The organism is Actinocorallia lasiicapitis (assembly GCF_054778695.1).
The window spans coordinates 1-9,769 of record NZ_BAAGZI010000216.1; the positions used below are offsets into that span (position 1 = coordinate 1).

General features: G+C 70.3%; 12 protein-coding genes. 4 read left to right on the plus strand and 8 right to left on the minus strand.

Annotated elements, in window-relative coordinates; genetic code table 11:
* Positions 1-147: 147 nt before the first annotated feature.
* The 3 genes from ACYVE7_RS21610 to ACYVE7_RS21620 form a co-directional block, all read right to left on the minus strand.
* A complete protein-coding gene (locus tag ACYVE7_RS21610; RefSeq protein ID WP_460366799.1) occupies positions 148-822 on the minus strand; it encodes a DUF402 domain-containing protein in 675 nt (224 codons plus the stop codon).
* A gap of 51 nt (positions 823-873) precedes the next feature.
* Complete coding sequence (locus ACYVE7_RS21615; protein WP_460366800.1) at positions 874-1,794, minus strand: serine hydrolase; 921 nt, start codon at positions 1,792-1,794, stop codon at positions 874-876.
* A 112-nt stretch (positions 1,795-1,906) separates the two neighbouring features.
* Entirely contained in the window at positions 1,907-2,686 is a 780-nt protein-coding gene (locus tag ACYVE7_RS21620; RefSeq protein ID WP_460366801.1) for a tyrosine-protein phosphatase, read from the minus strand.
* 53 nt (positions 2,687-2,739) lie between these two features.
* Between ACYVE7_RS21620 and ACYVE7_RS21625 the strand changes: the two genes are divergently transcribed.
* A complete protein-coding gene (locus tag ACYVE7_RS21625; RefSeq protein WP_460366802.1) occupies positions 2,740-2,955 on the plus strand; it encodes a DUF5302 family protein in 216 nt (71 codons plus the stop codon).
* Positions 2,956-2,997: 42 nt separating this feature from the next.
* On the opposite strand, the gene ACYVE7_RS21630 is transcribed toward ACYVE7_RS21625, so the two are convergent.
* From ACYVE7_RS21630 to yczR, 4 genes are read right to left on the minus strand one after another with little or no spacing between them, the layout of a single operon-like run.
* Positions 2,998-3,744 (minus strand): hypothetical protein, encoded by a 747-nt coding sequence (locus ACYVE7_RS21630; protein WP_460366803.1) that lies wholly within the window; start codon positions 3,742-3,744, stop codon positions 2,998-3,000.
* A gap of 18 nt (positions 3,745-3,762) precedes the next feature.
* Positions 3,763-4,164: a hypothetical protein gene (locus tag ACYVE7_RS21635; protein WP_460366804.1), complete on the minus strand. Its 402-nt coding sequence runs from the start codon at positions 4,162-4,164 to the stop codon at positions 3,763-3,765.
* On the minus strand, positions 4,154-4,513 hold the full coding sequence (locus ACYVE7_RS21640; protein WP_460366806.1) for a hypothetical protein: 360 nt from the start codon (positions 4,511-4,513) through the stop codon (positions 4,154-4,156). Before ACYVE7_RS21640 ends, ACYVE7_RS21635 begins: the two co-directional genes overlap by 11 nt.
* A 57-nt stretch (positions 4,514-4,570) precedes the next feature.
* The gene (gene yczR / locus ACYVE7_RS21645) at positions 4,571-6,010 is read right to left on the minus strand and encodes a MocR-like transcription factor YczR (RefSeq protein ID WP_460366807.1); all 1,440 of its coding nucleotides are present in this window, start codon (positions 6,008-6,010) and stop codon (positions 4,571-4,573) included.
* Between the two features lie 53 nt (positions 6,011-6,063).
* Between yczR and ACYVE7_RS21650 the strand changes: the two genes are divergently transcribed.
* The 3 genes from ACYVE7_RS21650 to ACYVE7_RS21660 all read left to right on the plus strand — a co-directional run bounded on the left by ACYVE7_RS21650 (position 6,064) and on the right by ACYVE7_RS21660 (position 8,887).
* Entirely contained in the window at positions 6,064-6,189 is a 126-nt protein-coding gene (locus ACYVE7_RS21650; protein ID WP_460366808.1) for a hypothetical protein, read from the plus strand.
* Between the two features lie 59 nt (positions 6,190-6,248).
* Entirely contained in the window at positions 6,249-8,576 is a 2,328-nt protein-coding gene (locus tag ACYVE7_RS21655; RefSeq protein ID WP_460366809.1) for a Tex family protein, read from the plus strand.
* A 170-nt stretch (positions 8,577-8,746) separates the two neighbouring features.
* Positions 8,747-8,887, plus strand: a complete 141-nt coding sequence (locus tag ACYVE7_RS21660) for a hypothetical protein (RefSeq protein WP_460366810.1) — start codon at positions 8,747-8,749, stop codon at positions 8,885-8,887.
* Here ACYVE7_RS21660 and ACYVE7_RS21665 read toward each other — a convergent pair.
* Positions 8,884-9,769, minus strand: an 886-nt coding sequence (locus ACYVE7_RS21665) for a hypothetical protein (protein WP_460366811.1), incomplete at its 5' end; no start/stop codon positions are given. The two genes, ACYVE7_RS21660 and ACYVE7_RS21665, sit on opposite strands and share 4 nt — an antisense overlap.

Sequence of the window (9,769 nt, forward strand, 5' to 3'; positions counted from 1 at the left end):
TCTGGCGGTTCGGCCCGCTCGGTCGGCCATCCCGATCCGAAGACCGCATCGATGTCCGCACCCGTCAGGGGCACAAGGAACGAGCCTAGGTCATCGGAGCCGATGGGTCAACCGGCTCGGCGCATCGGGTGTCGGACGGTTCGGGTGTCAGACGGCGCGCGGCCGGTCCCAGCCGTCGGGCAGGGCCGCGGGGACCTCCCAGCCGGGTTCGGGCCGGAAGTCGGTCCAGGTGCCGTCGAACGGGAACTCCCCCGCTTCGATCCGGGCGACGACGCGCAGCCCTTCGTCGCGGACGGCCTGCTCGTCCTTCACCCAGTAGTGGTCGGGGTAGGCGAGGCGTTCGGCGAGCTCGTGCTCGTCCTTCCAGTGCCAGGTGCGGTCCCGGTCGACCCAGATGTCGAGGTCCTGGTCGGTGATGTCGATGCCGGCGGCCGTCTCGTCCTGCCAGAGGACCCCCGGCTCTTCGAGGTTGACGTACCAGCCGAAGAACTCCTCGGCGGGATGCCAGAAGAACAGGACGCTGTGCCCGGCGTCCGGCGGCATGAACATGAAGATGTTCGGGCCGCGCCACGTCATCTCGGTGAGGCGGCGTTCGACCTCGATCCATTCGGCGAACGACATGTCGCGCAGCCCGCGGTTGTCGGCGGTCATGGTCGCGGACATCACGGTGCCGTTCGGGATCCAGAGGCGCAGACCGCGTTCGTCGTGGTCGACGACCCGGACGAGCCGGACGAAGACGAGCCGTTCGCCGGTGAACTGGCGGTGCAGGATCAGATCACCTGGCTTGAACCGGATGCGGTCCGTCTCGGGCTGCGTCGTCATAACGGGATTCAACCAGACCCTCACCGGTTTGCTTCCCCTGGGACGGAGGGGTCAGCAGGGCCGGTCGGTGGTCGCGGCGAGCCCCGGCATCCGCTTCTCGACCAGGTCGGCGATGTGCTCGATCGTGCTGATCCCGCTGCCTTCGCCCGGCTGGACGTCGGTGAGGACGGACAGCGCGTAGCTGTGTCCGGGACCGGTGACCAGCCCGGTGGAGGTGACGGCCCAGGTGTCGTGAACGAACGGGCGGGGCGTCCACCCGTTCTTGAGTGCGACGGTGTCGCCGGGGCCCGCGGCGGCGCTGACCCCCCACCGCTGATCCTTGACGACCTTGCCCATCAGGTCGAGGACGTAGGCGCGGTCGTCGGCGTGGAGTCCGTGGCCGTCCTCGGCGAGGGCGCGGATCAGTTTGACCCGGTCGGCGGGGCTGGTGGTGGTGCCGCCCCAGTAGATCGACGGTCCCGGCTCAGTGCGGGTCATGCCGAGCTTGCGGTAGGTGGCGGCCGTCCCCGAGCCGGTGCCGATCCGCCGGTAGAGGGAGTCGGCCGCGTCGTTGTCGCTTTCGGTGATCATGCGGGTGGCCAGTGCCTTCTCGCTCACCGACAGCTTGCGGTGGTCCGCCCGCGCCTGCCGCAGCAGCGACACCAGGATCTCGATCTTGGCTCCGCTGGCGGTGATCTGGTCGTCGGCGTTCTCCCGGTAGCCCACGGACGCGCCCGACACGAGGTCGACGGCGTAGGCGGAGATCCGTCCGGGCCGTGACGTGGCGTAGGAGCGCAGTTCGGCGGTGAGTTTCTGCCTGGCCTTGGCGCGTGCCTTGGTGTCGGCGACGGGCTTCGTGCACGGTTCCGCCGACGGGGTGGCCGCGGCGATCGGCGTCGCGACGGCCTGCTGCGGGGTCCGCGACGGCGACGAGCCGGAGCAGGCGGCGACGGCGAGCAGCAGAGGCACGGCCACCGTGATCTTCGGGAACACGTCCCGGACCCTACCCCCGCCCGGTTTAAACCGGGTTAAGCGGCGTTAAAGCCTGGTTCCCGTTCGTCCTGCGGCCCCCGCGCCGACGGCGTTGCGGCTGGTGGAGGCGGGCCTACTCCAGTAGTGCGGCGCGCAGCGCGGACAGGTCGCAGCCCAGGCCGTCCTTGACGAACGCCTCGAACGAGCCGTACTCGCGGTCGACCTGCTCGAACGCGGCGTCCAGATAGACCTGCCGGACGTCCAGCAGCGGCTCGACGAGCGCGGGGTCGATCTTGCTGTCGGGGCCTTTGAACAGGTCGATCAGCGGGGCCTGCCGGTAGTTGGTCAGCAGGTAGTCGTTGTAGACGGTCTCGACGGGGACGTCCAGGGCGGTCAGCACGATCGCGGCCATCCAGCCGGTGCGGTCCTTGCCGGCCGTGCAGTGGAACAGGACCGGCTCGCCCTGGGTGAGCAGCCGAAAGGTCGTGGCGAACGCGGCGCGCGGCAGCGGGTCGGAGACGAACCAGCGGTACATCTCCGTCATGATCTTCTCGGCGCCGCCGTCGCCGAGGACCCTGCGCTGCAGTTCCTTGTCGTCGGTGGTGAGCAGCGGGGCCAGCGTGACGTAGATGTCGTGGTCGGCCGCGAAGATCGGCAGTTCCCGGTGCTCGACTCCGGCGGGGAGCCGGTCGACGCCGCTGAATCTGACCTCTCCCGGCCCGCGGAAGTCGATCACGGTCCTGACGTCCAGTTCGGTGAGCACGGCCAGGTCGGCGTCGGTCAGCCGGCTCAGCGACTCGGCCCGCAGGGCCAGGCCGGAACGTACCTTCCGTCCTCCGCGCGTGCGGTATCCGCCCAGGTCACGAGCGTTGGGGGCCTTCTCGAGGCCCAGACCGGCTCCACCGTCAACCATGCTCAGCAGCGTACAGGTCGAGATCACGGCCGGTGACATGGCAAGCTGGGCACATGTCTGATCACGAGCAGGACGAACAGATCACCGATGAGACCGAGGTCGAGGAGACCCCGGAGGAGGCGGCGAAGCGGCAGTTCCGCGAGGCGCTGGAGCGCAAGAAGAACGGCGGCCAGGGCGGGGTCGGCGGCGGCAAGGGCGGTTCCAAGATCCATGGAACGCACGCCCAGGCCGGCGGGAAGCGCACCTTCCGCCGGAAGGCCGGCGGCTGACGTCCGTCGCGGAACGGAGTCGAGGCCCCCTGCGCGGGGGCCTCACCGCCCGTCGGGACGCCCGGCGATCAGGTCCTGCGACCAGTGCTTGAAGCGGGTGAGCTTCTGCCGCCAGCGCTTCTCCCGCGCCATCGACCTGGCCATCTTCTTGGAGTCCTCGGGGTAGCGGTGACGCGCCCACGGCGAGGCGGGCCGGGCCAGCCGGATGGCGCCGACGATCGAGAAGATGCCGAAGTAGAGGCCGAGCAGACCCGCCCAGACCTTCCCCTTGAGCATACAAATGATCGACAGCACCAGCGCGAAGACCAGGTAGAGGGCCAGTCCCAGCGGGGTGTCCTCGCCGGTCGACTCCGGATCGGACAGGCCGAGCGGGGAGAGGCCGAGCAGCGCGAGACCGGTCAGGGCGACGGCGATGAACACGACGTCGACGGAGATCCGGCCTTCTTCCTGCCAGTAGACGTCCTCCAGCCGGAGCACCAGCGCGAACTCGTCGAGCACCAGCGCCGTGCCGATTCCGAACAATGAGGCGGTGGCGGCGGCCCAGCCGTTGTTCGGGTCCTGCACGGACAGGCCGGCGACCCCGCCGACGCACATGAAGACCAGGCCGAACACCACATGGTGGATGTGGACGCCGCCGGGCGTCACATTGCCGGGCCACCATTTCACCTCGGCCCTGATCATCCTGACGCTGAACCTGATGAACAGGAACGTGAGGATGAAGAACACGAAGAAGCAGAAGAGGCGCAGCCGGTTCGTGTCCACGATGGTGTGCTGAAACCAGTCGATCATCGTGACCGAAGGTAGCGGCTACTCCACGGGGCGTGCTTCCGCCACTCCGCTGCGGCGCAGCCAGAGCAGCCCAAGAATCGGCAGGACGAGCGGCACGAAACCGTAACCCGAGCCGAAGTCCGACCAGACGGTGGGCTCGGGGAACTCCCCCGGCACCAGGACGCTGAACAGCCCGATCCCGAGCACCCCCGCCAGCTCGACGCCGATCGCGGTCAGCGCGAGCCCGCGCCGTGACGTCCAGAGGGCGACCGTGGCGAGCAGGTAGACCACGGCGGCGACCGCGGACAGCAGGTAGGCGATCGGGGCGTCGCCGAACTTGGTGACGAGCTGGACGGCCGAGCGCGCGCCCGCCGCCAGAGTGAAGATCGCGTAGGTGGCCACGAGGGCCCGGCCGGGGCCGGAGGACAGTTCAGATGCCATTCCACAGGTCCTGCATACGAAGGATGACGACGGGGACCGTCAGGCAGGCGAGGGCCGCCGCCGCCGAACCCCATTTGCTGCGCTCGCCCAGGCCGAGGAAGGCCCCGACGGGCAGGACGACCAGGGAGCCGAGGAGATAGCCGATGAAGGTGGCCTTCTCCGCGGGCTGCTCACCACGCGCGAGCAGCACGAACGCCGTGACGACCTGCGCGAGCAGCCCCGCTTCGACGACGGCCATGCCGATCACGTGCGCCCGCTGGATCGGCCGCTTGCGCAGATACTCCACCAGGCACCACGCGGCGACCCCGAGCGCCAGGGCGATCAGCAGCCCGGCCAGCCAGCCCACCATTGCACATCCCTCCCGACCGACAACGGTACCGCCGTGCGGCGGCAGGCCCGTACCGGGTCAGACGTAGGCGGGCATGGGCCTGGCGAGGGGTGAGTGCTCGAGGTCGGCGTAGGCCAGGGCTAGCCGGTCGACGGCCTCGACCAGGACGTCGGGCGGGAGGACGAACGGCAGCCGGAAGCAGTCCTCCAGCACGCCGTCCACCCCGAACACCGGCCCGGGGACGAACCGGACGCCGCGCCGCAGCGCCGTCTCCGACATGTGGACGGCCAGGGGCCCCAGCGCCCGCACCCACATCGACATGCCGCCGGCCGGCACGGAGAAGGACCAGTCGGGCAGCCGGTCGCGGAGCGCGCCGATCAGGGCGTCGCGGCCGGCGCGGAGCTGGCTCGAGCGTTCGGCGCGGACCTCGTCGACCCGGCGGAACAGCTCGATGGTGATGAGCTGGTCGAGGATCGCGGTGCCGATGTCCATCGGTTCGCGGGCCAATGCCAGCCGATTGGCCTGCGGAATGGTCGTGCGGATCCAGCCGACGCGCAGGCCGCCCCAGAACAGCTTGGACGCCGACCCCACGGAGATCACCCGGCCGCCGGAGTCGAAGCAGGCCATCGGCCGGACGGGCGGCACGTCGAACTCCAGCTCGGCGCAGGTCTCGTCGGCGACGATCTGGGCCTGGGCGGAGCGGGCCGCGGCGACCACGCCCTCCCTGTCCTCCTCGGACATCAGATAGCCGGTCGGGTTGTGGAAGTCGGGGATGAGATAGGCGAAGCGGACGGCGGCCTGGCGCATCCCGGCGGCCATCAGCTCGACGTCCCAGCCGTCCTGCAGGCCGACGGGGACCAGCCGCACACCCCGGTCGCGCAGCGCGCCGAGCGCGTGCGGGTAGGTGGGGCGCTCGACCATGACGGAGTCGCCGCGGTTGGCCAGGGCGCGGAACAGCAGGGCGGACGCCTGCATCGCGCCGGTGGTGATGACGATCTCCTCCGGCCTGGTGGGCAGGCCACGACGGGTGTAGCGGTCGGCGACGGCCTCGCGCAGCGGCATGATCCCGCCGGGCTCGTAGCCGGCGCCGCGGCTGTAGCGGGGCAGCTCGCGGACGGCGGCCTCGACGCACTCGGCGAAGACCTCCGGTGCGGAGGGCGCGGCGCAGCCCAGGTCGATGATGCCCTCGACCGAGCCGTGCATCGCGGTGAACCGGGACGATCCGCCGAGCGCGGGCGGGGCGAGCGGCAGCGCGGTCCAGCTTCCGGCGCCCTGGCGGCTGGCGATGAAGCCGTCCTCGCGCAGGGCGTCGTAGGCGGCGGTGACGGTGGTCCTGCTCACGCTCAGCGCGGCGGCCAGATCCCGTTCGGCGGGCAGCCGGACGCGCAGCGGCACCTTGCCGTCCTGGATCAGGCCGCGCAGCCCGCGCGCGAGCGCCGCGTAGACGGGCCGCTCCTGCGGGATCTCGCCGAGGAGCCTGGCCACTTGAAGGCCACTGACGTACCGCGTTTCGCTCATAAGAGCCACTTTGCCTTATTGGCTCTTAACAGGCAAGCCACTGGCATGGCTGAATGAAAGTGGCTCGAAAAACAGCACGTCTGATCCAGGGAGTGATCATGATCTTCTTCGTCGTCTTCTTCGTCCTGCTGGCCGTCACCGCACCCCTGCTCGGGACCGACTCGCGCGGTTCGATCTGACAACCGGGGTGCCGAGGCGGGAGAATGCTCGCCTACACCCAGGGGAGAAGGATTTGAGCGTGCAGCACAGCAAGGCCACGATTCACCGGCGTATCGCGGACGAGCTCGGAGTGCGCGAGCGGCAGGTGGAGGTGACCGTCGACCTGCTCGACGGCGGCTCGACGGTCCCGTTCATCGCCCGGTACCGCAAAGAGGTCACCGGCTCGCTGGACGACACCCAGCTCCGCACCCTCGATGAGCGGCTGCGCTACCTGCGTGAGCTCGAGGACCGCCGCGCGGCGGTCCTCGAGTCCGTCGAAAGCCAGGGCAAGCTGACCGACGAGCTCCGCGCCCAGCTCCTCGAAGCCGACTCCAAGGCCAGGCTCGAGGACCTCTACCTTCCCTACAAGCCCAAACGGCGCACCAAAGCGCAGATCGCCCGCGAGAACGGGCTCGAACCGCTCGCCGAGACCCTGCTCGCCGACCCCGCGCAGGACCCGCAGGCCCTCGCCGCCCAGTACCTCGGCGAGAACGTCGCCGACACCGCCGCCGCCCTCGACGGCGCCCGCTCGATCCTCGTCGAGAAGTTCGGCGAGGACGGCGACCTCATCGGCGAGCTCCGCGAACGGATGTGGACGCGCGGCAAGCTGATCTCCAAGGTCCGGGAGGGCAAGGAGGAGGCGGGCGCCAAGTTCTCCGACTACTTCACCTTCGACGAGCCGTTCGCGAAGCTGCCGTCGCACCGGATCCTCGCGCTGTTCCGCGGCGAGAAGGAGGAGATCCTCGATCTCGTCCTGGAGCCGGAGGAGCCGGCCGAGAGCGGGCCCAGCACGTTCGAGCTGGCCATCGCCCGCAAGTTCGGCGTCAACGACCGGGGGCGTCCCGCCGACAAGTGGCTGGCCGACACCGTCCGGTGGGCGTGGCGCACCCGGATCCTCGTGCACCTCGGCATCGACCTGCGAACCAGGCTGTGGCAGGCCGCCGAGGACGAAGGCGTCCGGGTGTTCGCCGCCAACCTGCGCGACCTGCTGCTCGCCGCGCCCGCCGGCACCCGCGCCACGATGGGGCTCGACCCCGGGCTGCGGACCGGCGTCAAGGTCGCGGTCGTGGACTCCACCGGCAAGGTCGTCGCGACCGACGTCATCTACCCGCACGAGCCGAAGCGGCAGTGGGACGCGTCGCTGGCCGTGCTGGCGAAACTCGTCAAGGAGCACGGGGTCGAACTGGTCTCGATCGGGAACGGGACGGCCTCGCGCGAGACCGACAAGCTGGCCGGTGAGCTGGCCAAGCTGATGCCGGGCATCACCAAGATCATGGTGTCGGAGGCGGGGGCGTCGGTGTACTCGGCGTCCGCGTTCGCGGCACAGGAACTGCCCGGGATGGACGTGTCGCTGCGCGGCGCCGTCTCGATCGCGCGACGGCTCCAGGACCCCCTCGCCGAGCTCGTGAAGATCGACCCCAAGTCGATCGGGGTCGGGCAGTACCAGCACGACCTGTCGGAGGTGAAGCTGTCGCGCTCCCTCGACGCCGTGGTCGAGGACTGTGTGAACGGGGTCGGCGTGGACGTGAACACCGCGTCGGTGCCGCTGCTCACCCGGGTGTCGGGCATCGGTCCCGGGCTCGCCGAGTCGATCGTGTCGCACCGCGACGCCAACGGGCCGTTCCGGACCAGGCGCGCGCTCAAGGACGTGGCGCGGCTCGGCCCGAAGGCGTTCGAGCAGTGCGCGGGCTTCCTGCGGATCCCCGGCGGCGACGACCCGCTCGACGCGTCCGCCGTGCACCCCGAGGCCTACCCGGTGGTCCGCCGGATCCTCGACACGACCGCCACCGACCTCAAGTCGCTGATCGGCAGCCAGGCGCTGAAGGCCCTCAGGCCGCAGGAGTTCGTGGACGACAAGTTCGGGCTGCCGACCGTCACCGACATCCTCGCCGAGCTGGAGAAGCCGGGCCGTGACCCGCGTCCCGCGTTCAAGACGGCCGCGTTCAAGGAGGGCGTCGAGAAGCTGACGGACCTTCAGCCGGGGATGCTGCTCGAAGGCGTCGTCACCAATGTCGCGGCGTTCGGGGCGTTCATCGACATCGGGGTCCACCAGGACGGGCTCGCGCACGTCAGCCAGCTCTCCAACACGTTCGTGTCGGATCCGCGCGAGGTCGTGAAGCCGGGCGACGTGGTCCGCGTCAAGGTCCTGGAGGTCGACCTCCAGCGCAAGCGCGTCTCGCTGACGCTCCGCCTCGACACCGACTCCCGCCCGCCCCGCCAGCCCAACCGCAACGACCGCTCCCCCGCCAACGACGGCGGCGGCACCCTCGGCGGCCGCGGCAACGCCCCCAAACAGAACCAGCGCCGCAACGACCCCCCGGCCTCCGGCGCCCTAGCCGACGCCCTCCGCCGCGCCGGCCTCGCCTAACAAGATCCCCTCGACCGACGGAAACCCACCAAACCGTCGACATGCCGCAGCTCGACGCGATCTCCGGGACGTCCAGGAGCGCGGAGCCTTTGATCGCGTACACCTGATCGCGGGCCTTGATCGTGTCGAACTGCGGCGTGTCGACGCTTCGCGGGCGTCAAACGGTCGACATGCCACAGCTCGACGCGATCTTCGCGACGTCCGGGAGCGCGGGAGTCTTTGATCGCGTACGGCTGATCGCGGGGCTTGATCGTGTCGAACTGCCGCAGGTCGACGCGATCAAGACCGTCGCCGGGCGGGGCGGGGGTTAGGGGGTGTGGAGGGCGGTGATGGTGAAGCGTTCTACTTCGGTGAGGTGGCCGCCGGTCCAGGCTACGAGGGTGTGGGTGCCTGGGGATTTGGTGAAGGTGAGGCGGTAGGACCAGGGGGTGTTCTGGCCGCCGGCGGGGAGGCAGCAAGAGGTGCCCAAAGGGGTCGGGCGGGTGAGGGAGCGGAGGCGGAGCTGGATGCTCTCGTCGACGCCTGAGATGCGGCCGGCCGCGCGGAGCGGGGAGTTCACCGCGGCGCCGTAGGCGGGGGTGGTGAGGGTGAAGGTGGTGTCGTCGGTGCCGACTACCTCCCAGGGGGCGTCGGGTCCCGAGCCGACGCGGAAGAGGTGGATGATCGCGGCCGTCGAGGGGTGGGCGTCGGCTTTGAAACCGACGCCGATATGCGCCTCTGTGGGGGCGATACGGCGGTTTGTCGTTCGGTCGATGCCTGGGAGTCCCAGATAGCCGGTGGTGAACTGGAGGGCCGTCTCAGCGGCGTCCAGATGCCAGGGAGAGTGGCCGCCCTCGCGGTAGGAGCGCTGCCAGCGCTCGGCCTCGCGGAGTGAGGCGAACGGCCAGAGCGGGCGGTACCCCGACGGCAGCATCGCGCCGGCCGGCGCCGCGGACGGAGTCGCGACGGGTGGGGCCTGCGAACCGGCGCCCGTCGCGGGGACGGGGCTGGGCAGCCCCGACTCCGCCGAGCTCGGTGTCTCCGAGCTCGCGGAGCACGCGGCGGCGAACAGCAGCAGGACGGCGGTGAGCGAGCGTAGCGAGTTCACGGGACCTCCGCCCCGAGGTCTGCCCAGGCCGCACCCGATTACGCGCCGCCGGCCCAGGTTCAGCACGGCCTGGGCCAGCAGGCAGAGCGTCGCGACCCAGGAGACC